This is a genomic window from Mesobacillus sp. (assembly GCF_057785455.1).
Window position 1 is genome coordinate 1 of the sequence record NZ_JBYNSB010000009.1, and the last position, 20,504, is coordinate 20,504.

Annotated in this window: 20 protein-coding genes and 1 pseudogene; 14 read left to right on the forward strand and 7 right to left on the reverse strand. The window is 43.4% G+C overall.

Going from position 1 to position 20,504, the window contains the following annotated elements; all coding sequences use genetic code 11:
- Positions 1-199, forward strand: a 199-nt coding sequence (locus tag AC3EBE_RS02090) for a hypothetical protein (RefSeq protein ID WP_488593358.1), incomplete at its 5' end; no start/stop codon positions are given.
- A gap of 202 nt (positions 200-401) precedes the next feature.
- The gene (locus AC3EBE_RS02095; protein ID WP_488593359.1) at positions 402-851 is read left to right on the forward strand and encodes a hypothetical protein; all 450 of its coding nucleotides are present in this window, start codon (positions 402-404) and stop codon (positions 849-851) included.
- 46 nt (positions 852-897) lie between these two features.
- Here the strand turns inward: AC3EBE_RS02095 and AC3EBE_RS02100 are convergent.
- Positions 898-2,072: pseudogene (locus AC3EBE_RS02100) on the reverse strand (MalY/PatB family protein).
- Positions 2,073-2,154: 82 nt separating this feature from the next.
- Between AC3EBE_RS02100 and AC3EBE_RS02105 the strand changes: the two are divergent.
- Positions 2,155-2,415 (forward strand): DUF1871 family protein, encoded by a 261-nt coding sequence (locus tag AC3EBE_RS02105; RefSeq protein ID WP_488593360.1) that lies wholly within the window; start codon positions 2,155-2,157, stop codon positions 2,413-2,415.
- A gap of 19 nt (positions 2,416-2,434) precedes the next feature.
- Here AC3EBE_RS02105 and AC3EBE_RS02110 read toward each other — a convergent pair whose 3' ends face one another.
- The 3 genes from AC3EBE_RS02110 to AC3EBE_RS02120 form a co-directional block, all read right to left on the reverse strand.
- The gene (locus AC3EBE_RS02110; RefSeq protein ID WP_488593361.1) at positions 2,435-3,298 is read right to left on the reverse strand and encodes an alpha/beta fold hydrolase; all 864 of its coding nucleotides are present in this window, start codon (positions 3,296-3,298) and stop codon (positions 2,435-2,437) included.
- A 555-nt stretch (positions 3,299-3,853) separates the two neighbouring features.
- Positions 3,854-4,102 (reverse strand): helix-turn-helix domain-containing protein, encoded by a 249-nt coding sequence (locus AC3EBE_RS02115; protein WP_488593362.1) that lies wholly within the window; start codon positions 4,100-4,102, stop codon positions 3,854-3,856.
- A gap of 88 nt (positions 4,103-4,190) precedes the next feature.
- A complete protein-coding gene (locus AC3EBE_RS02120; protein ID WP_488593363.1) occupies positions 4,191-5,534 on the reverse strand; it encodes a sodium-dependent transporter in 1,344 nt (447 codons plus the stop codon).
- Between the two features lie 292 nt (positions 5,535-5,826).
- Between AC3EBE_RS02120 and AC3EBE_RS02125 the strand changes: the two genes are divergently transcribed.
- From AC3EBE_RS02125 to AC3EBE_RS02140, 4 genes are all read left to right on the forward strand, one after another.
- Positions 5,827-6,384: an RNA polymerase sigma factor gene (locus AC3EBE_RS02125; protein WP_488593364.1), complete on the forward strand. Its 558-nt coding sequence runs from the start codon at positions 5,827-5,829 to the stop codon at positions 6,382-6,384.
- Positions 6,377-8,065: a hypothetical protein gene (locus AC3EBE_RS02130; RefSeq protein ID WP_488593365.1), complete on the forward strand. Its 1,689-nt coding sequence runs from the start codon at positions 6,377-6,379 to the stop codon at positions 8,063-8,065. The genes AC3EBE_RS02125 and AC3EBE_RS02130 overlap by 8 nt, the downstream gene beginning before the upstream one ends.
- 122 nt (positions 8,066-8,187) lie before the next feature.
- On the forward strand, positions 8,188-8,583 hold the full coding sequence (yugI, locus tag AC3EBE_RS02135; protein WP_488593366.1) for a S1 domain-containing post-transcriptional regulator GSP13: 396 nt from the start codon (positions 8,188-8,190) through the stop codon (positions 8,581-8,583).
- Positions 8,584-8,869: 286 nt separating this feature from the next.
- A complete protein-coding gene (locus AC3EBE_RS02140) occupies positions 8,870-10,063 on the forward strand; it encodes an ornithine--oxo-acid transaminase (protein WP_488593367.1) in 1,194 nt (397 codons plus the stop codon).
- Positions 10,064-10,102: 39 nt separating this feature from the next.
- Here the strand turns inward: AC3EBE_RS02140 and AC3EBE_RS02145 are convergent, their stop codons facing one another.
- The gene (locus AC3EBE_RS02145; RefSeq protein ID WP_488593368.1) at positions 10,103-10,336 is read right to left on the reverse strand and encodes a DUF378 domain-containing protein; all 234 of its coding nucleotides are present in this window, start codon (positions 10,334-10,336) and stop codon (positions 10,103-10,105) included.
- Positions 10,337-10,535: 199 nt separating this feature from the next.
- On the opposite strand from AC3EBE_RS02145, the gene AC3EBE_RS02150 reads away from it, so the two are divergent.
- The 5 genes from AC3EBE_RS02150 (at position 10,536) to AC3EBE_RS02170 (ending at position 16,737) form a co-directional block, all read left to right on the forward strand.
- Positions 10,536-11,699: an iron-containing alcohol dehydrogenase gene (locus AC3EBE_RS02150; protein ID WP_488593369.1), complete on the forward strand. Its 1,164-nt coding sequence runs from the start codon at positions 10,536-10,538 to the stop codon at positions 11,697-11,699.
- Positions 11,700-12,280: 581 nt separating this feature from the next.
- Entirely contained in the window at positions 12,281-13,786 is a 1,506-nt protein-coding gene (locus AC3EBE_RS02155) for an LPXTG cell wall anchor domain-containing protein (protein ID WP_488593370.1), read from the forward strand.
- A gap of 69 nt (positions 13,787-13,855) precedes the next feature.
- On the forward strand, positions 13,856-14,512 hold the full coding sequence (locus AC3EBE_RS02160) for a class D sortase (RefSeq protein ID WP_488593371.1): 657 nt from the start codon (positions 13,856-13,858) through the stop codon (positions 14,510-14,512).
- Between the two features lie 287 nt (positions 14,513-14,799).
- Complete coding sequence (locus tag AC3EBE_RS02165; RefSeq protein ID WP_488593372.1) at positions 14,800-16,149, forward strand: glucose-6-phosphate isomerase; 1,350 nt, start codon at positions 14,800-14,802, stop codon at positions 16,147-16,149.
- 180 nt (positions 16,150-16,329) lie between these two features.
- Positions 16,330-16,737 (forward strand): YugN-like family protein, encoded by a 408-nt coding sequence (locus AC3EBE_RS02170; protein WP_488593373.1) that lies wholly within the window; start codon positions 16,330-16,332, stop codon positions 16,735-16,737.
- Here AC3EBE_RS02170 and AC3EBE_RS02175 read toward each other — a convergent pair.
- Complete coding sequence (locus AC3EBE_RS02175; RefSeq protein WP_488593374.1) at positions 16,731-17,726, reverse strand: potassium channel family protein; 996 nt, start codon at positions 17,724-17,726, stop codon at positions 16,731-16,733. The two genes, AC3EBE_RS02170 and AC3EBE_RS02175, sit on opposite strands and share 7 nt — an antisense overlap.
- Positions 17,727-17,950: 224 nt before the next feature.
- Here AC3EBE_RS02175 and AC3EBE_RS02180 point away from each other — a divergent pair, with 224 nt between their 5' ends.
- Positions 17,951-18,145: a hypothetical protein gene (locus AC3EBE_RS02180; protein ID WP_488593375.1), complete on the forward strand. Its 195-nt coding sequence runs from the start codon at positions 17,951-17,953 to the stop codon at positions 18,143-18,145.
- A gap of 55 nt (positions 18,146-18,200) precedes the next feature.
- Here AC3EBE_RS02180 and AC3EBE_RS02185 read toward each other — a convergent pair whose 3' ends face one another.
- Positions 18,201-19,607 (reverse strand): amino acid permease, encoded by a 1,407-nt coding sequence (locus AC3EBE_RS02185; RefSeq protein WP_488593376.1) that lies wholly within the window; start codon positions 19,605-19,607, stop codon positions 18,201-18,203.
- A gap of 164 nt (positions 19,608-19,771) precedes the next feature.
- Here AC3EBE_RS02185 and uptA point away from each other — a divergent pair, with 164 nt between their 5' ends.
- Positions 19,772-20,356: an undecaprenyl phosphate transporter UptA gene (gene uptA / locus AC3EBE_RS02190; protein WP_488593377.1), complete on the forward strand. Its 585-nt coding sequence runs from the start codon at positions 19,772-19,774 to the stop codon at positions 20,354-20,356.
- The last annotated feature ends 148 nt before the right edge of the window (positions 20,357-20,504 follow it).

Consider the following 20,504-nt stretch of genomic DNA (forward strand, 5'->3'; position numbering starts at 1 on the left):
GGTAGAACTAATTAGGCGTATTTTCTGCTTCACTTCCATCATGGATGATTACATCTCCAGGGAGGCATGTCAAATTGAAAACCATTTGACATCCCTCCCTGGAGATGAAGAAAAAAATCCATGGAAGTTTCGCAAAAAAAATGAAAAGGTTCAGGTAGAAAACACTTGCCATTTATTTTACACAGTAATCAGGACTTGACTTATACTGCTTTCAAATCTGCTATCAAGCCTTACAAAAGCATAGATTGACCTCAACAGAATTTTAATAAACCATGAGCTATTCTAAAAAAATGCCGAGAGTAGGTTTACTCTAATCCAAATCGGGGTAAAAGTCATGTTTTCTTTATTCTGCAATAGCGTTATAATACAATTTATATTCTAAAAATGAGTAGGGGTATAAATTGACTGATTTACAGATAGAGACTATAGTTGATGAGATTCTGAGCCAGTCGGGAAGCAGTGTGAAAGTGGAGCTTGAAGATTATTTTCCTGGAGACCGGTTTGCGGGAGGAAAGTACAATCTTGGCTCACATACGATTACTTTATATATCGAAGAAATTAAGGCGCAATGCCTGCAGATTTTTTCATCATTGGATAGGTTTGAGGATTATCTGCGCATCGTTTTTGCGCACGAGATCGGGCATGCGGAGGACGGTCAGCTAATTGATCTGATAGATGAAATGGACATGTGCAGCAATGAATTTATAAGCAAACGAATTGCACTAAAGATAGAGGAGAATGCCTGGGATTATGCGCGAAGGCTGATTCCCGAAACCATTCATCCCTTGATGGAAACGATTATCGCTTATTCGCTAGAACCTTACTATGAGGCACTTCAAGTCAGTGCCTGATCCAATATATAAAATGAGCCAGCCCTCAAACGGGGCTGGCTAATTTTCATTCGTTGCTAAAAGCCCTCTTCAGTCTCTCCAAGCCTTCCTTCAATGTATCGCGCGGACAGGCAAGATTCATCCTTACGAAGCCATCTCCGCCCTCGCCATACTTGGCGCCTGGTTCAAGAGCAAGCTTGCCCTTATACAGAAGCTTTTCTTTGATTTCATCGTCGCTTAATCCCAATTCAGTGCAATCGACCCAGAGAAGATAGGTAGCATCGGCTTTCATTGGCTTAAGCGCCGGAAGATTTTCGTTAATATATTGAGCAGTGATTTCCATGTTTTCATCAAGGTATTCAAGCAGCTGTTCAAGCCATTCTTCACCATGGCGGTAGGCTGCCTCCATCCCGGTAATGGCAAAGGTATTCAAGGTAAAGAAGCCTTGCTGCTGCTGGACGTTCTTGAACTTTTCCCTCAATTCCTTGTTTGGAATGATTGCTGCAGAAGCCTGCATTCCTGCTAAATTAAAGGTTTTGCTCGGTGCGACAAAGGTAGAGGTAATCTCCTTGAATTCTTCTTTGATGTCTGCAATCGGGACATGGACATTTGGCTTGAACACTAGGTCGGAATGGATTTCATCGGAAACAATCAGGCAATTATGCTTTAGGCATAGGTCACCGATTTTTTCGAGTTCATCCTTCGTCCAAACTCTGCCGCCTGGATTGTGGGGATTGCAAAGAATGAATAACTTAACACCTTCTTCAAGCTTTGCCTCGAAATCCTCCAGGTCGAGCTCGAACCTGCTGTTCTCATACTTCAGCCTTGAAGTCACTAGTGTCCGGTCATTATTTTTTACCATGTTAAAAAATGGCGGGTACACAGGAGTGTGCACCAGCACCTTGTCACCCTTTTCAGTAAAAGCTCGAATCGCTGTGCTGATCGAAGGAACGACGCCTTCACTGTATAATACAGAAGATGAATCAACTTCCCAGCCATGGCGTTTCTTCAGCCAGTCTTGTAAAGCCTCAGTCACGGAAGCGGGACAAAGGTATACCCGAAAATTCCATGGTCGAGCCGGTTCTTGATTGCGTTAATCACGTCTTCAGGTGGCTGGAAATCCATATCTGCCACCCACATCGGCAGGACATCGGATGTCCCAAACACATTTTCAGTCGCATCCCATTTTACCGAATGGGTTTCACTCCGGTCATGCACTTTGTTAAAATCAATCTTGCTCACTATGTACGCACCGCCTTTTCTGAAATTTATATCTTACTTTCTTTATGATAAAATATTATTAAAAAAATATCAGGTGATTGATTTGGAATCGAAGGAACTTACATACAAACTAATTGAGGTTTTGAATAAATGGGATCCCGTTCAAGTTGGTGAAGGCGGATTCGATCCGGAAATCGCGGATATCCTGCAGGCTCTCCATGATTTTGATGATGCAGACAAAATCGCCAAAAGGATTCAATCAGTGTTCGAATTCTCCTTTGGAAAAGTACTGCCATACAATGAATGCTTAATGATGGCCAATACTTTGCTGGCCATTAAAAACGAAGACATTTGTTCCTTATAAGACTGTGAAACGGCAGCCATTATCGGCTGCCGTTTGCAGTTGCTTCGATTTTATCCTCTGCACCGATAAACTTGTTAATCAGCCGGTGGACATCATATGGCTTTTCTTCTGGAACAAGATGCCCGGTCTCCTTCAATATGACAAGCTCCGAATTTTTCAGGTCTTTTTTCAGACGTCTGCCGACACTCACTGGGACAACCCGATCGTGCTCTCCCCAGATCATCAGGCATGGCGAATCGATTTTTCTTAATTCCTCCGGAGCCAAATCGCCTTCACGATGGCGGATCATCATCGTCAATGCTTTAAAAATATCATCCTCTAAAAAAGGCGATAAGTAGCCATACAGCATTTCATCATTGATCATGGAATGATCATAGACGACATTTTGCAGATTTTGCTTTACCCCGGACTTGGCGAGGTGGAATTTCACGTACAGGTGAAAATAGGGAATATAGCTAGACAAAACAAGTGGCAGCTTTGCTTTTTTCAAATAGCCAGAACTGCAAAGCAGAATCCCTTTCTTTGCTTGATTTGGAAAATGCAGAAGGATGTTCATGGCGATTTGCCCGCCCATTGAATGGCCGACAACATTAAATTGACTGATTTCAAGCGAATGCATCAAGTCAACGACAGTCTTGGCCATGTTCTTATACGAATACTTGTAGCTTGAGATTTTCCCGCTTTTCCCGAAAGGCGGCAGGTCCACGGAAATGACGTTATAATCCTCTTTTAGCAGCGGAATCAAATGCCTGAAGCTGAAAGTAGAGGATAGGAACCCGTGAAGCAGCACGAGCGTTTCGGCAGATGTGGGATGAATATAGTGTTCATAATAAAGGTCGATCCCGTTAATGGTTCTGTTCCTCGCATATGTGGTTTCTTCCATATCGGCTTTCACTCCTGACATTAAAGACGAATTATGTAAGGTATGACACTTATTTTCCCCGCGAAGCGGAACTTAACACGCATAATTTGAAAAAATGTTAAACCCTGTATTTATCTAGTCTGAGTCTTTAAAAACAAGGCTGTTGATATTCATTCCATGCGCTTCGCTTTCCTCTGAAGAATTATGAAAAAGCCCAAATGCCGGCATTTTCATAAGCAAATTCTTCTTGGGGCGTGCGGTGAGCCTCCCCGTCGCTTTGCTCCTACGGGGAAAAATGGTCCCTTCTTTTCGGACCATTTCTTCCGGGGTCTCACCTGTCCCGCTTCATCCCGAACGAGTCTGCGCGCCTGGAACGAAGAGCAACAGGATTTAAAAATCAGCCAAAAACAAAAAAAGATGGACACCCGCAGCGGGTGCCCATTAAAAAAGGGGGGGAATACTAGAAAGCCTTATACCTTAAGGTTAACCAGTTTGCCAGAATGCTATACATTCCAATGAGAATTTTTTTTTAAAAAAAGCGGACAGAAAGTTTCTGCCCGCTGTTTGGATAGGATTTTAAAGACCGGTTGCTGCAGGGTCTGCTTCAGATGGTGTCACAGCGTAAATTTGCTGTCCCATCAGCACGGAAGCAGGGACGTCAAGCACTGTCGACAGTTTCATGATTGTCTGTGGATTAGGAGTTTGCTCTCCGCTTTCGTATCGTGCGATTGTCTTTGTTCCGACCCTGGCCTTGAGGGCTAACTCTTCCTGTGTCATCTTTTTTTGTTCCCGATAAGTCTTGATATTCTGGCCAATCGTGTTCATCGATTCTCACCTCCAGAAAATATCTCCTATTATAATTTTATCAAAATAACCTGTTTGCTAAAGCTGATTTTGTGAACATTTTCTAACTTTACAATATGCCTATTGATTGCAAAAAGACAATGCCAATTCCGACTGGGACGATGTACCGGATCGAGAAATACCATATTTTAAATAAAAGCTGATTTTTTTCACCACCTGTCTCCAGCTCCTGCCTTACCAGTTTCCTTGGCAGCACATAGCCTGCAAAAATTGCGATGAAAAATGCCCCCAGCGGCAGTGCGATATTGCTTGTCACAAAGTCAGAGAGATCGAAAAAGGTCTTCCCGAAAAACTTCACATCTGATAGTATTCCAAACGATAAAGCATTAGGAATACCGGCAGCAAAAACAAGCAAACCAGCAATCCATGAATATTTCTTTCTTTTCCCTGTATCTCCTTTTGAAAGAACGGCTACGATGATCTCCAATATTGAAAAGGCGGATGTCAGTGTCGCGAACAAAAGCAAAACCAAGAAAATGGTTAAAAACAAACCTCCAAAGGCCAGCTGTTCAAATACGGCAGGCAGTACGACGAAGACCAGGCCGGGACCGGCTGTCGGCTCGAAGCCCAATGCGAATACTGCCGGAAAAATAACAAGACCGGCCAGGATTGAGATAAAGATGTTCAAACCGACAACTGAAAAGGCCGATTTCGAAAGGCTCTCACCTTTGGAAAGATATGAAGCGTACGTGACCATGACTGAAAGCCCAACACTCAGGGCGAAAAAAGACTGGCCGAGTGCAAGGAGGATGGTCTCGCCTGTAACGGCAGACCAATCAGGCTTGAGGAAAAATTCGACCCCCTTCATCGCGCCGTCAAGAGTCAGCGATCGGATCACCAGAATGATGAAAATGATGAATAGAGCTGGCATCATATATTTGCTTGCCTTCTCAATCCCTTGCTGCACTCCTCCCTGGACGACCCATATGGTCATAAGCAGGAACAGGAGCTGAACGCCCACAGCCTCTACAGGACTTGCGATGATTTTTTCGAAAGTGCTTCCATACTCTGCCTGGGTCAGCCCAGACAAGGAGCCAGTCAGGCTTCTTCCTAAGTATGAAAGGATCCAGCCGCCTACGACGCTGTAGAAGCTGAGAATGATAAACGACGCAATCACGCCGCCATAGCCCAGCAGCGGCCACGCGCTCTTAGGTGCCAAGTGCTTATAGGCCATTACGGCATCCTTCTGTGAGTGCCGGCCAATGATGAATTCAGCCAGGAGAATCGGCGCTCCAATAAAAATCGTCATAAGCAGGAAGATGATAAGGAATATGCCTCCCCCATTTGTGCCCGCCATATATGGAAACTTCCAGATTGCCCCGAGACCGATGGCCGATCCTGCCGCTGCGAGGATAAAACCAAGCTTCGAGGTCCATTGTTCTTGCTTGTCCATGAAAAAACTCCTTTTTAAAGACTGTTGATCAATCGTTTTCTGACAAAACAGAAAATTATTTCTCCATGATACTATTTTATTAGAAAAAAGCATAGCACTCAGAGACCTAAAACCATATATTTAGGTTTTTGCTATTTTTTTGAAACAAATTCAAAAAACCATCGTTTTATAGTTGAAAACTCAAAAACAGGAGCAGCGATGATCGGCCGTGCTCGCGCTCACCGTTTAACTCAATTTCTGAATCCAAAAAACCTTTTAGTGAATAAATGAGAAATCAGTTTGGGGGATCCAAATGAATGAAGATGAATTAGTCTTTAGGGCCCAAAATGGGAATATGCAGGCATTCGCGGAGTTGATTGATGTCTACACTCCGACGGTAAAACGCTTTGCCTTCCAGCTCGGGAACAGTTATGACGATATAGATGATATCACCCAGGAAGTGTTTGTCAGGGTTTACCGCTTCCTGGACCAATTTTCGCAGGCCAAGTTCACGACGTGGCTATATAAAATCACATTGAATGTCACCAGGGATTTCGCAAGGAATAAACAGAGACAAATCAAAAAGGTACTCAAGTTCAAAAAGGAACGGACCGCCACCGGAATAACTGCCGAGGAGAGCGTCCTCCGCTATGAAGAAGACAGAGTCCTCCATGAATGCATCCAAAAGCTTGACGAAAAATACCGCGTTCCCATCGTACTCTTTTATTTCCATGATAAAAGCTATGACGAGATTGCAGATATCACAGGGATTTCTCTGGCAAATGTAAAAACACGGCTTTTGCGGGGCAAAGAGCATCTGAAAAAACTTTTGGCTATTGCCGAAAAGAGAGAGGGTGAGATTCATGGATGATCAATTATTGGAGCAGCGTCTCGACAGCCTGAAAAAGGCCTATAATGAACTGCCAGAAGAAGAAAACCGTTCTCAGGTCCTTGCGGCGATTAAAAAGGACCAAAAGCGAAATAACAAAAAGAAATGGATCCACCTTCCGTATGCGGCAAGCTTCATCGGGGTAGGAATGATCGCTGGAATCCTGATGATGCAATATATCGTTGGCATTGGCTTATCCACCAAGGAAAAACCTGGTGTTCATCAGGCATCCGGAGAGAAGGCCGGTGCACTTGCTGAATCAGAAGTAAAGGAAAAAATTACGGAATTGCAGGCATACTATTCGGAAAGACAGACATATACAAAAGAGCAATTAGGTTTTGGGGCAGGATTCGAAAACATGCTGTACCAGAATCTCCTTGATGATATTGCCCTATTTGAGTCTGAAGTACTTGAGGATCCGGAAAGTTTTAACCGGGGAGAATTTGAGCAAAAATCAAAGGAGATCAGGCAGGGTATTGCTGCCGCGTTCACAATGCCAGCTGAAATCATGGAAAAGCTGTCCCAGGGTGTCGGTGATCGATACGGCAGGGAAGAGGAGTATAATCTTCTTGTCCAGCTGGAGTCCTATTGGGGTGCTTATATGCAATCTCTGGTCCTCTATGAGTGGGAGTTTGATAAAGAAATGGAACAGGCCAGTGCAGCTGAGGTCGTTGAAAAGCTGAATGCAGGCGGTAAGGGTATTTCCTCCCCAGGCCTGAAAAAGCTTGCCGAAGGTGCAGTCCAAAATGGGTATGCCTTCAGGGAAGTGGATGGAAAATTTGAGATTTATGTGGATTATCTGAGTGTTGCTGAAAAGCTGAAACCAGAAGGGAATTCCGATTTTATATACTATTTGAAAATCAGAAGCAATCGTGTCCAGGATTTGCAAGGGAATGTCCTCTCCTACAAAACCTTAGGGGATGTTTTAGTAAACCTTGAAAAGGGGACCAAAGTTATTAAGGATACAACTGTCAGTCAATGGATGAAGAATGACGCCCAGTCTCTTTACGGCCTTTTTGTGATGGGGCACCCAGCCAAACCAATATTCAATGAGAATAATGTTTTAAAAGAAGAGGTCAAAAATGCTTATCAATACGTAATTGACACATATCCTAATACAGATACAGGCGCATCACTCAAGATTTTCTATGACCAGCTTGAAAGGAATCACTTCAAGGATTACCCAGAGACACAAATGAGGGCTGTGATCTACCCGAAATATTTGAACATAAAGACTCCTGAAAAGTCAGAATTGATGATTACAAAGAGTATCCTCCCGTTAAGCCCTGACCTTGAGGCGGCCTTTAAGGAGTTTGCAGCCAGTAAAGATGACAGTGTGCTTAGGGGTTATGGTCCGTTTGAAATCATGCAGCTCTACTTCTACGCTGATGAAATAAAGGATTATGAAACCAAATATGCTTTGTATACTCAAAATGATGCCTTGCCGTCAAAAGAACAGTACCTGTCCGAAATGCAGGCTGCCGGGATCAAGCTTAGTGAGATGCTGGAAGGGTATGACCATGCTACACTTTATTATTCCGAAGCAGATTCTGAACAAATAACTGGTGTGCGGTTACATTATAAAGAACGCCGCGATGCACCAGTGTTTCAAATGGTAAAAGAAAATGATGTCTGGAAGGTACACTATCTCCCGCTTCAATAATCAAAATATGGAAATACCTAAATAGAATTATCCGATTCCTTTTGATAAAAGCTATAAAATATGATATAATTTTTTATTGCGTATTAATGGGATAAAATAAAACAAAATTTAGGAGTGTTTCCATGTCAGAGAAAATCGAAGTAGGCAGTGTTTTAACAGGTAAAGTTACAGGAATCCAGCCATACGGCGCGTTCGTTGCATTAGACGAAAATACACAAGGTCTTGTGCACATTTCAGAAATTACACACGGTTATGTTAAGGACATTAACGAGCACCTTTCAGTTGGCGACGAAGTGAAAGTGAAAGTTTTGTCAATTGATGAAGCTGCTGGAAAAATCGGCTTATCAATCCGTGCAACAGAAGAAGCGCCTGAGCAAGTTCAACGCGCTCCAAAGAAACCGCGCACTAAGCGCCCAGCTGCTGTTGTTCAATACCAGGATGATTCAGCACAAGGCTTCAACACTTTGAAGGATAAGCTTCAAGAGTGGATCGCGCAGTCAGATATGGCTAAGAAATAAGAGCTAATATGAGAAACCGGACAGATTTTGTCCGGTTTTTTTATTTGCGCAAATGTATTTTGCTCCCATCATTACAACAATTCGCGTGGCAAATTTGGGAGCTCAACTGCTTTAATCCCATATGAACAGCGAAATTCCCTTCAAGAGAAGAGTTCCAAATTCCCTTTGATATTAAACTCACCCACAATTCCGATTTTTCTTATTTTATGGGGTTACAATCCGATAAGACTACAGGTTACAATATATAGTGTCTTAACCAATTTTCCATTGGAACGGAGGAATAATCATGATTACAAAAACGAGTTCTTTGATTGAGCAGACTGAGAGATATGGTGCGAATAACTATCATCCGCTGCCGATTGTCATTTCAAAGGCTGAGGGAGTTTGGGTAGAAGATCCTGAAGGCAATAGATATATGGACATGCTTAGTGCGTACTCTGCGGTAAATCAGGGCCACCGTCATCCGAAGATTATCCAGGCACTTAAAGAGCAGGCTGATCGTGTGACTCTGACTTCACGCGCTTTCCATAATGACCAGCTTGGTCCATGGTATGAGAAAATTTGCAAATTAACAAATAAAGAAATGGCCCTTCCGATGAACACAGGTGCAGAAGCTGTGGAAACAGCCGTTAAAACAGCACGCCGCTGGGCTTATGATGTAAAGGGTGTCGAAGAAAACCAGGCAGAGATCATCGCTTGTATCGGAAATTTCCATGGCAGAACAATGACAGCGGTTTCTCTTTCATCTGAAGAGGAATACAAGCGCGGATTCGGCCCGATGCTCCCGGGGATTAAATTGATTCCATATGGTGACCTTGAAGCGTTGAAGCAGGCAATCACACCAAATACAGCTGCTTTCCTTATTGAGCCTATCCAGGGTGAAGCAGGCATCGTCATACCTCCTGAAGGTTTTATGGCAGCTGCTCATGAAATTTGCAAAGAAAACAATATATTGCTTATAGCTGACGAAATCCAGGCTGGCCTTGCCAGATCCGGGAAAATGTTCGCTTGCGAGTGGGAAGGAATCGAGCCGGATATGTATATCCTTGGCAAAGCGCTTGGAGGCGGGGTATTCCCGATTTCCTGCGTAGTAGCAAACAGCGATATCCTCGGAGTATTCAACCCGGGTTCACATGGTTCTACCTTTGGAGGTAATCCAATGGCATGCGCTGTGTCAATTGCTTCGCTCGATGTACTGATTGATGAAAAGCTTGCGGACCGCTCACTTGAACTGGGTGAATATTTTGTCAGGAAGCTTCGTGAAATCGAAAACCCGAAAATTAAGGATATACGTGGGCGTGGTTTATTCATTGGTGTTGAATTGACCGATCCTGCACGCAGATACTGTGAGGAACTAAAGGAAGAAGGATTGCTTTGCAAAGAAACGCATGATACGGTCATTCGCTTTGCTCCACCGCTTGTCATCAGCCAGGAGGATTTGGACTGGGCGATTGAGCGAATTAAAAAAGTATTGTCTTAACATGCAAAAACCCGCCAACAGGCGGGTTTTTCACTCTTTTTATCGAGTTGTTCTAGGTTCAGCTGCTCTTTCCTCTGCTTCGCTTGGAGCGAATAAAAGTCCAAGATTGATTAAGCCTGCTAGTCCTACTAAGCCATACACAATTCTGGCCAATGCTGAATCCTGGCCGCCGAAGATCGCTGCGACAAGATCAAATTGGAAGAATCCGACTAAGCCCCAGTTAATAGCCCCGATAATTGTAAGAACTAGTGCAATACGTTGAATTCCGCTCATGGATCTTTCCTCCTTAAAAATGGATTCGTATATAGATTGTTCAGCAGGAAGATTATTATTCATCCTCGCTATACTTTTACGATACCCTTTGAAAAAAATCTGTAACATTTTAGAGCACATTGGAGAACATTAAGGAGTGCAATATTTTTGCATTGGCTTTTAAAAAAGAACATAATTGGCGTTAAGGAAGGTGATTTAAATGGATAATTTCACATTTTACAATCCAACAAAATTAATATTCGGAAAAGGTCAGCTTCAGGAATTAAAAAATGAAGTACCTCAATATGGCAAAAAAGTTCTGGTTGTTTACGGAGGCGGAAGCATTAAGCGGAATGGGCTTTATGATTCTGTCATGAATGAATTAAAGGAAATCGGCGCTGAAGTGTTTGAGTTGGCCGGAGTAGAGCCAAACCCTCGCATATCTACTGTCCGCAAGGGGGTCCAAATCTGTAAGGAAGAAGGAATTGACTTCCTGCTTGCAGTTGGAGGCGGAAGTGTTATTGACTGCACCAAAGCAATCGCGGCAGGGGCGAAATATGATGGCGATGCATGGGACCTCGTAATCAAGAAGGTCTTCGCTTCAGAAGCACTGCCATTTGGAACAGTGTTGACGCTGGCGGCGACTGGTTCAGAAATGAACGCAGGTTCTGTTATCACGAACTGGGAAACAAATGAAAAGTATGGCTGGGGAAGCCCGGTGACATTCCCGAAATTCTCCATCCTTGATCCGGTCAATACGTTTACGGTTCCAAAGGATCAGACCATCTATGGAATAGTCGATATGATGTCCCATGTGTTTGAGCACTATTTCCATCTGACTGAGAATACTGAGTTCCAGGACAGAATGTGTGAATCACTGTTGCTTACGGTTATGGAAACAGCTCCTAAACTGCTTGAAGACCTGGAGAACTATGAACATCGTGCCACCATCCTTTATGCAGGCACAATGGCATTGAACGGGATCTTGAATATGGGCTACCGCGGTGATTGGGCAACCCATAACATCGAGCATGCAGTATCAGCTGTTTATGACATTCCGCATGGCGGCGGACTTGCCATCCTGTTCCCGAATTGGATGAAGCACAATCTGAAGGTGAAGCCAGAGCGTTTCAAGAAGATGGCTGTCCGAGTATTCAACGTCAACCCTGAAGGAAAGACAGATGAAGAAGCAGGCCTGGAAGGAATTGAAAAGCTTCGCGAATTCTGGTCAAGCATTGGAGCTCCGTCACGCCTTGCAGATTATGACATTGATGACAGCAAGCTAGAAGTAATGGCAGACAAAGCAATGGTAAATGGTGAATTTGGCAACTTCGCCAAATTAAAACGTAACGATGTACTGGACATCTATCGTATGTCTTTATAAGAGAAGTTTTAAGAAGGACCTGGTTATTCCGGGTCCTTTTTCTTTGTTTATAGGACATTCCTCTTGGCATTCAAAATTAACAACCAATAAATGTACTTATTTTAGCCCGTTATTTGAAGGAAAAACGAAACAGGGGAAATATTTACCAATATTATTCCTAGGACTTTATGTTTAACAAGATGGTTCATTGTGGTAATTCACTAACTGTAAGACAATGGGACGGAAGGAAAACATTTCATATTCGGGAAATTGTGCTTATTAGCTGCCATTCTGAAGAAAATCAAGCTCTAGCAGACCGTCAATAGGCCTTCTAGGTTACCTTCACCAAGAAATTCAACTGAAGCAGGTCATCAATAATCTTCTAGGTTACCTCCATCATTGTTTTTCAGCTCGACCTGGGCACTAATAAAACATCCTATTCCTGAGTCATATGTGAAAAGTTCCTTCTGTCTTTATTGTCAAGGGTTAGCTGAATGTTCGAATTGAAGAAAATAATTCTTTCTTAAAATTACTGAATATTCAGCCTTATTTGTCATGCCTATTTTTAATTAAAATATTTTAACGAAAAGAGGAATGAAGATTTGAAAGCTCTGAAACACGTATCTATCCTGTTGTCCTTCATGCTGTTACTCGCAATCATTTTTCCTGCAGCTGGTGCTTTTGCAGCAGAAAATGGCCATTCACAAGCGGTAAAAAATGAAAAAGAAGCACCATCCTCCAAACATGAAGTTAAAGGATCTGGTGAATCTAAACCGTCAAAAGACGAAAAAAATCAACCCGAAAACAGCCAAAAAGCGGATAACGCCAGCACTGTAAAAAAGACCCCGGTACAGGTTCAGCAAAAGGAACCACAGTCCACAGAAAAAACTGAAGAGAAACCTGAAGGGAAAACTGAGCAGGCCTCAACACCTGAAGAAAAACCTGCCCAAGCATCCCAAACTAAAGAGGAAGATCAAAAAGCTAAGGCAGCAACTGTTTCAAGCAGCGACGTAAACACGAATAAAAGCACGCAAATCCATTTGCACCTCGACAAGTGTATCAATCCAACAGCAAGTGTTTTTGTGGAAATAAAGGGTGAGTGGAAAGAAATGACCAACCCGGGCAGCTCGCCATTATTCAAATTGCCTGATGGCGGGGAATATGTAAAGGATGATGTAACAGCCTTCAGGCTTGTTTTTGCAAATGGTGAGGAAATGACTGTTCCAGTCAGTGAAATGAAAGCAGGTGTCGAGGCTGAAGGAACAATCAACTATTGGCTTGAAGACTGTGATATCCCTGAGGAAGAAGGGACTTCCCAGGAAAAAGATACAAACAAAAACACCCAGATTCATTTACATCTGAAGGATTGTGTCCCGCCTGCCTCACAAGTTTTTGTTGAGGTAAAGGGTGAGTGGAAAGTAATGACCAACCCAGGCAAGTCGCCATTGTATAAATTGCTGGATGGCGGAGAATTTGTAAAAGACGATGTTACGGCTTTTAAGTTTACGCTAGCTGAAGGCGGAGAGCTCATTGTCCCGGTCAGTGAAATGAAAGTAGGCACCGAGGCCGAAGGGTCAATCAATTATTGGCTTGAAAGCTGTGAAATGCCGATAGAGAATACTTTCAAGACATTAACCCTTAAGATTGATCAAAGCAAAGGGAAAATCGATTCGGCATTCCTTGTGCTGATCGATGGAAAAAGGATAGAATTCAAGCTTGTTAACGGTGTATGGACAATTATTTTAGAAGCAGAAGCTACATTGGATAAGATAAAAGGAATTGAGCTGAGCAGCGAAGGACAAACAAAATTGATTCCGATTGCCCAATTGGCAGAAAATGTACAGCTTGTTGAGGGTATGCTAACTGTCCAGCTGAACTGGGGCATACAGGGAGAAATTGTTGGTGAGGAACAAAATGAGAGCGCAACACCAGCCCCAGTAAGCAATACTGGCAATGGGAATCCTCCCGGAGGCGCAGATTCACAAAGCATGTATGGAGATGTCCTGCCGCAAACCGGTGAAAGCAGCAGAATGATTTATTACATCCTTGGGCTTCTGTTTGCCGCGGGAGGTATCCTGCTCAGGTTCAGGAATCCACTGAAAAACTAGTCTGGCACCAGAACGGGAGAGGATGCGTTCCTCTCTTGTTTCAGTTGATTGATGATAGAGGTGAATAATTTGAAAAAAGTACTATCGATCTTGTTGATACTGGCTGGTATTACGATCTTCTTTTATCCGGCTATCAAGGATTTATATACTTCATACAGCCAGAAGCAAATGATTGACAATTGGGAGGAACAGGCACAGGATGAACCCAAAGCTGCAGCCAGCCTTGGCCAACTGGAAGAAGTATTCAGTGTAGAAACAAAGGCGGAAACCAATGAAGACGAGACCCTGATTGAAAAGGATGAAAAAAAGATAGCTGAGGAACAGAACAGTCAGCCGGGAATGCTTGGGGTCATTGAGATTGATAAGATTGGCCTGAAACTGCCTGTTTTAAAGGGTGCATCGATGGCGAATCTTGATGTAGGGGCTGGCCTGCTGGAGGGAACAGCGCTTCCGGGAAACACGGGCAACAGCGCAATTGCCGCGCACCGCAGCAGAGCCTATGGGAAAATGTTCAACCGTCTTGATGAAATTGGCAGGGGAGACATCGTGACCGTCAGGGACCAGGGCAAAACATATCAGTATGAGGTCTACGAAACCCTCGTAGTGCAGCCGAATGACTTATCCGTGCTCAATGGCCGCAATGATGAAAAAACTCTGACGCTTATCACCTGCACACCAATCGATACGGCAACACACAGGCTGATCATAAAGGCGAAAATGCCTTAATATAACCGTCCGGGGTTAATAGCCCGGGCTTTTTGTGTTTTTAAGTGTAGTCTTCAGAGAAAAACGAATCGCCTGGAATGGAAATCAGCAGCCATGTTTAGCGGATGTAAGGTTTAAAATCCTAGAACTAGGAAAAAAATAACATAGTAATTTGCTCAATTTGATGGAAGCCTTCAACTTTAGAAAATATTTCACAATTGGTCACGCTTACACTGGCTTGTGATTCTTGATTCTTGAGGAAGCTTTCGTTAAAGTGATAGAGAATACAATTAAATGGAGGATCAGACATGACACATGTTCGTTTTGATTACTCAAAGGCGTTAAGCTTTTTTGGTGAACACGAAGTTACATACTTAAGGGATTTTGTTAAAGTTGCACATCATTCTTTGCACGAAAAAACAGGCGCAGGCAGTGACTTTTTAGGCTGGATCGACTTGCCTGTGGACTATGATAAAGAAGAATTTTCACGCATCCAGAAATCAGCTGAAAAAATCAAAAGTGATTCCGATGTATTGCTAGTTGTCGGGATTGGCGGATCTTATCTGGGGGCACGCGCTGCTCTTGAATTTTTACAGCACAGCTTCTATAACGCACTTCCAAAAGAAAAGCGCAAGACTCCGCAAATTATTTTCATTGGCAACAATATCAGCTCCACGTATATGACAGATGTGATGGATCTGCTTGAAGGCAAAGATTTCTCCATCAATGTTATTTCAAAGTCAGGAACAACTACAGAGCCTGCGATCGCATTCCGTATCTTCCGCAAATTGCTTGAAGAAAAATACGGTGCTGATGAAGCCCGCAAACGCATTTATGCAACAACTGACAAAGCTCGCGGCGCACTAAAAACGCTTGCTGACGAAGAAGGCTATGAATCATTCGTGATTCCGGATGATGTAGGCGGCCGTTATTCTGTCCTGACTGCAGTTGGATTGCTGCCAATCGCTGTCAGCGGTTCAGACATTGAAGCGATGATGAAGGGGGCAGCTCAGGCAAGGGAAGACTTCAGCAACTCAGAGCTTGAAGAGAATGCTGCTTACCAATATGCTGCTGTCCGCAACGCGCTTTACAATAAAGGAAAAACAATTGAAATGCTGATTAACTATGAGCCATCACTGCAATACTTCTCTGAGTGGTGGAAGCAGCTGTTCGGCGAAAGCGAAGGAAAAGACCAGAAGGGAATTTATCCGTCTTCTGCAAACTTCTCTACAGACCTTCACTCACTTGGACAATATGTCCAGGAAGGCCGCCGCGACCTTTTTGAAACCATCATCAAGGTTGAGAAGCCACGCCATGAAATGATGATCGAAGAAGCGGAAAGCGATCTTGACGGCCTGAACTATCTGGCAGGAAAGACAGTTGATTTTGTTAACAACAAGGCATTCGAAGGCACGATGCTTGCCCATACAGACGGAGGCGTTCCGAACCTTGTATTAACCATTCCGCAGCTTGATGAATACACATTCGGCTACCTTGTGTATTTCTTCGAAAAAGCATGCGCAATGAGCGGCTATCTTCTAGGTGTCAATCCGTTTGACCAGCCAGGCGTTGAAGCATACAAAGTAAATATGTTCGCCCTGCTTGGAAAACCAGGCTTTGAAGAAAAGAAAGCTGAGCTTGAAAAACGCTTAAAATAACATGACAAAGGAGTACCTTATCAGTAGGTACTCCTTTTATTAGTTTATGCGCGAGTTCCCCAATAACAATGTTTCGCGAACTGGTAACTTTTCTGGCAAAAGGCTTTTAATTAAACGATAATGAAAAACTTCTGTTTGGTTAACACTAACCTTAAAATGCACAGAAAGGCGGAATATCCAGTGATTGAAATTCCATCTGAACTTGAAGGCAAACATTTTGATCTGTTTAAATTGGAGCAGATGCTAAAGCCTCTGGGCTATTCGATAGGCGGCAACTGGGATTATGACCACGGTGCCTTTGATTACAAAATTGATGACGAAGTCGGCTACCAATTTTTGCGGCTTCCTTTCAAATCAATTGATGGCCAGCTGGATTCAAGAGGCTGTACTGTCCAATTGCAGAGGCCTTTCCTGTTATCGCACAAATACCAGCGGGGGCTTGACGACCATGCGACCATCGGCAATGCCAGTGCCTCTTTCAACCAGTTCCAGGAGCCGGTCGACAAAGATGCAAGCTTTCCTGATAAGTACATCGAAGTAGGAAAATCCCTCGTCAAGGAAGCAGAGGCTGCACTATTGAATCATTGATCATTTGTAATGACCAGAAGCTGGTCGTCATACTCAATTTTGATATTGTTAATGGGGTTGACGCTGATGTCATCCCCTTTTTTTACGCCGATCAAGGTAATATTCCTTTTTTTCATTAAATACTCACTGGCTTCCTGAAATCTCATATCGATGATGTTGGTGTCAGCTGGAAGGTATGCCAGATGCTTCCCGTTCAATTCACCTAATAAGTCAAGGAGCGGATTTACAAAATCAGCTGACGAAATGCTGTTCAGGAATACAGCACTCGTCAAGGCATTTGTCAGGATCAGCTCATCAGCTCCGGCCCTGCGCGCGTTATTGACCTGCTCATTTGTGAGGATTTCGGCAATGCAGCGTATATCGGGATTCAAGCCTTTTATCGCCAGCAGGGTCAGGATGGTATTCATATCTGCCTGGAGCTCATCCAGGTTTTGATCTGAAGTGATGATGACCTTCCTGGCTGTCTGGATCCTCGCCTTCAGGAGCACATCATCCCTGTTCGATCTCCCTCTGATAAAATGGACTCTCTCATTCTTGATTGGATTAGCCCCAAGTGATTCATCAATCAGGATGATGGAACGGCCTTCGTCTGAAAGTGTATGGATGATTGACCTTGAGCGTTCATTCCAGCCAATGATGATAACATGGTCATTTCCTTTGAAAGCAACCTTGCCCTCAAGGTATTCATTCTGTTTATTGACGGTTGACGCCGACAGGTGGATGAAATAGGACGACAGAAAGCCTGTACCCACCAGCAATAGAAGAATGGCAGTGATCCTGCCCGCCAATGTTGCAGGATAATAGTCCCCATAACCGACTGTAGATGCTGTGATAATGGCCCACCACACACCATCAAAAACCGTAGGAAAGCTATGTGGTTCAATAAAATGTACCACAGCCCCAAATATGAAGATGATCAATGCCGCGATGAGTAAAAACCTCATTAAAATCGGCAGCCGGATAAAGCGTATATAAATCTGGTTCGTCACTCGATCTCCCCCTTTTTCAATAAATGGATATGTAAGAAAATATTCATTCCTTTTCCCTTTTTTTAAAATAAAAAACAGCCAGCAATTGAAAATTATGTAATTATATTGTCGGCGAACAGTCTGATTTTTAACCAGTCGTTTCGGCTCATTTGCGCCCAAAATGTGCGTTAGCCCGTACCTGAAATTCGGTTTGTACATAAGCTGTAAGTAAAGGAGGGATTAAGATGAATCAAATTGTTTGGCTTTTCCTTGCTGCCATTCTGGCGGGATATGCACTTATTCGATTCGCGCCAGCTTCAGTTGCTGCACTTTTTGCATTGCCTTTTCTTAAAATAATTGGAATCCTTGTTATCCTAATTTTTGCTTTAGTCATCATATATATTGCATTTAGGGCACTGCTGCGCGGTGGATGGCGTTAATAATTATAAGGAAAGAGCCTACCTCATTGTTATGCGTTAGGCTCTTTCTCTGTGTTTATGATAGCTCCTTGAGCCTCTGTGGTGCGACCCTTCTGTAAAAGAATATCCCGCTGGCAAGGAGAATGACTCCGAATGTAAAGGTTTTTATGTCCGAAGTGCCTGCTATGATGACCCATATGGAATACAGAGTGGAGATGCCGGCAATAATGCCATCAACAATTCTGGATTTCGTGTCCGTGTAGGTTTCTCCGGTAAGGACAAGCTTCAGCTGGAAAACCGAAGAGATAAAATATGGGACTAAATAGGACAAAGTCGCAATAAAAATAATAAAGTCAAAGGCATTTGCGATGGAATTAGAAATCGTTGAAAAGATGAACAGCTGCCCCAACAGGTTAGTGATGACCAGAGAGGTAGTGGGAAGCCCTTTGTTATTTTCTTTTAAAAATGAAGGAAGGAAAAGTCCTTGCCTCGCAGCCTGATAAGGCACTTCTGCACTCAGCCACACCCAGCCAATCGTAGAGCCAAATAGACTGACCAGGCCAAGGATTGCCAGGGTTTTGCCTCCTAATGGCCCAAGCACAGTTTCTATTGCATCGATCAGCGGCTTTTCTGATGTTGTGAGTGTTTTTTGATCAAGCATACCCATGACGAGCATGCTGATGCCTATATAAATGATTAGCGCAATCATTAAACCGAGCACTGTGGCCCGTTTGACATCTGCTGGCCGCCTTGCTCTCGATGCAAAGACTACAGCGGACTCTACGCCGATAAATGCCCAAAGTGTTGTAATCGCAGCATTGTTGATCTGGCCATATAATCCAATGGATCGGCCTGCTTCATCAAATCGGGGTGCAGAGAACGGCACGATATTCGCTTTTTGAAAAGCAAACAAACCAATTATGATGAAAAGGAAAAAACCTAAAACCTTTGCAGCAGTGGCAAGGAAATTGATCCTTCCGGCATGTTCCATACCAGTCAAAATGATAAAGTGCGTTCCCCATAACAAAATTGTACATACGATAAACGTCAATAAATTTCCAGTGGTGATGGCCGTATTTCCGACGCTGAAAAGCTCTGCCTTGCTTGTTAGTATTGGAAAGAAGGTCGACAAATAGCTTGCAAATGTAGTGATAATCGCAATGTTCCCGGCAAAATTGCCAATCCAGTATCCCCAAGAAGCCATGAAGCCCGAGAGAGTTCCGGCATGTGAACCGGCCCGGAATAACTCCTTGGCATAGATTTGCGGACCGCCGGTAAGGTTTGGCTTCCGCAATGCGAGATTCCCAAACACTAGGGCTGTCATCAAGACGCCAAATCCTGTTAAAAGCCAGCCCAGTAAAACACCTAGCGGGCTCGCCGCTTCAGACAATGAGCGCGGGATCATAAAGATGCCTGAACCCACCATATTGCCAACCACCAGGGCTGTTAAGATCCAGACACTTAATTTATTCTTGCTTTCCATGCTGATCTACTCCTTATAGCTACCAATTTTCTATAAGGCTAGTTTGCTTCTTTTAGATAAAAAAACACATGATAGCGAGAGTGCGTGCTTCAGCAGTTTACATGCTTTCCCTCAGAGATTTATAATGAATCAATGCAAGTAAAAAGAATGGAGTGGAATTTCCTGTGCAGGAATTTATTTTAAATGTATTGGACTTGCTATCAAGCCTGGGTTACCTGGGCATCGCCCTGGGTTTGATGCTTGAAGTGATTCCAAGTGAAATCGTCCTTGGCTATGGTGGTTATATGATTTCCCAGGGAACAATCGGATTTGTCGGCGCTGTCATAGCAGGTACGATTGGGGGAACGATCGCACAGCTGTTTTTGTACTGGCTTGGATATTATGGCGGCAGGCCTGTGCTTGAAAAATACGGAAAATACCTTTTAATCAATAAGCATCACATAGACGTATCTGAGCAATGGTTCAACAAGTATGGACCAGGTGTGATTTTCTCGGCAAGATTCATCCCTGTTGTTCGGCATGCCATCTCGATTCCTGCTGGCATTGCGAGAATGTCGTTCGTGAAGTTTACACTTTACACCGTCGCTGCAGTAATCCCGTGGACCATTTTCTTTTTATATTTAGGCATTGTCCTAGGGGAAAACTGGGCGGGGATCAAGGATGTGGCAAAGCCTTATATCATCCCAGTTGCGATCATTGCTTTGGGAGCTGGAATAGTATACTTAGTGGCATCAAGGAAAAAGAGCTGAAGACGAACCCAGGAGTGGATCCTGGGTTTTTTGGTGTTTGTTATTAAGTAATATTAAGACAAAATATCAATGAATCCAGGAAGATTTATTAAAAAAATAGATTTTTTTAAACATTCCCAGAAAAAATGTAATTAGATCATGCCAGTTT

Bases quoted from the DNA above. Each gene is read 5' to 3' on its own strand.
- AC3EBE_RS02185 (WP_488593376.1), bottom strand. From the start codon at position 19,607: ATGGAAAGCAAGAATAAATTAAGTGTCTGGATCTTAACAGCCCTGGTG.
- AC3EBE_RS02130 (WP_488593365.1), top strand. From the start codon at position 6,377: ATGGATGATCAATTATTGGAGCAGCGTCTCGACAGCCTGAAAAAGGCC.
- AC3EBE_RS02165 (WP_488593372.1), top strand. From the start codon at position 14,800: ATGACACATGTTCGTTTTGATTACTCAAAGGCGTTAAGCTTTTTTGGT.
- AC3EBE_RS02140 (WP_488593367.1), top strand. From the start codon at position 8,870: ATGATTACAAAAACGAGTTCTTTGATTGAGCAGACTGAGAGATATGGT.
- AC3EBE_RS02180 (WP_488593375.1), top strand. From the start codon at position 17,951: ATGAATCAAATTGTTTGGCTTTTCCTTGCTGCCATTCTGGCGGGATAT.
- AC3EBE_RS02120 (WP_488593363.1), bottom strand. From the start codon at position 5,534: ATGGACAAGCAAGAACAATGGACCTCGAAGCTTGGTTTTATCCTCGCA.
- AC3EBE_RS02150 (WP_488593369.1), top strand. From the start codon at position 10,536: ATGGATAATTTCACATTTTACAATCCAACAAAATTAATATTCGGAAAA.
- yugI (WP_488593366.1), top strand. From the start codon at position 8,188: ATGTCAGAGAAAATCGAAGTAGGCAGTGTTTTAACAGGTAAAGTTACA.
- AC3EBE_RS02145 (WP_488593368.1), bottom strand. From the start codon at position 10,336: ATGAGCGGAATTCAACGTATTGCACTAGTTCTTACAATTATCGGGGCT.
- AC3EBE_RS02125 (WP_488593364.1), top strand. From the start codon at position 5,827: ATGAATGAAGATGAATTAGTCTTTAGGGCCCAAAATGGGAATATGCAG.
- AC3EBE_RS02115 (WP_488593362.1), bottom strand. From the start codon at position 4,102: ATGAACACGATTGGCCAGAATATCAAGACTTATCGGGAACAAAAAAAG.
- AC3EBE_RS02110 (WP_488593361.1), bottom strand. From the start codon at position 3,298: ATGGAAGAAACCACATATGCGAGGAACAGAACCATTAACGGGATCGAC.